This is a genomic window from Elstera litoralis, assembly GCF_000963705.1.
Lineage (GTDB): Bacteria > Pseudomonadota > Alphaproteobacteria > Elsterales > Elsteraceae > Elstera > Elstera litoralis.
Genome location: NZ_LAJY01000766.1, coordinates 1 through 774, shown reverse-complemented (window position 1 = coordinate 774; position 774 = coordinate 1). Strand labels below are relative to the sequence as shown.

The 774-nt window shown below is 51.7% G+C and carries 1 protein-coding gene; it reads right to left on the bottom strand.

Translation table 11 applies throughout. The features are described 5' to 3' along the window. Positions 1–416 precede the first annotated feature (416 nt). Positions 417–774 (bottom strand): hypothetical protein (locus VZ95_RS27600; protein ID WP_045777374.1); only part of this gene is annotated, 358 nt, incomplete at its 5' end.

Sequence of the window (774 nt, the reverse complement as noted above, 5' to 3'; positions counted from 1 at the left end):
AATGAGATTGTTTAACCATTCCGTAACGGCTTCCGTATCAGCTTGTGACGGTGGAATTGCGATATTGGCACGGACGATCAAGTGCTTATGAACCTGCATTTCAAACCCTTTCTAGACAAAAAATCATGCTAGCGCTGTCGGACGCTAGGCGGCAGAGGTGGATCACCTGTGATGCAGTCAAGCTGCTGGGAAAGCATCGAAACTCAAAGGCCAGTTGGCTTCCGAGGATCCGAGGCCTAGCGCCATAGATTGGGACAGCTTTAAAAGATCTGTCGGTGTACGGGGGAGGGCCGAATAGACTCTCTATCCTGTCTTCGGTGCGGCTGCGGTCGACCGCCAACCACTTTGGTGCCACCCAATGGGAGAACTCGAGATGTCGCTGGCCGAACTCGGGATCTAGGCGGAGAGCTTCCTCGCTAAGCTGCGAAACTGTCGAATAGAGCCACTGCCCGATTTTTTTTTCGGTTTTGAGGATTCTCGAGAAGGTCGGAAGCGAGCCATGATGCACAAGAAATTGTGATGTGGACCGCGCTAAAACCTGCGTAGAGTCTCAGCACATCAGGCGTTTTACCGCCAAATTTGCCTGGCGGTGGGGCGAGTCTTTCCACAAGGCTATGAAGATATGCGATGCTATCTTGGTGGAACAGGATTTCTCTAAGGTCGGTCGTAACCTTGCCGTCGGGTAACATAAAATCCTCGAGGGCAACAGAATGCTTATCGGATATCCACGTATCTTCGGCATCGCGATAACTCAGAAGTGCCTCATCCAACTCC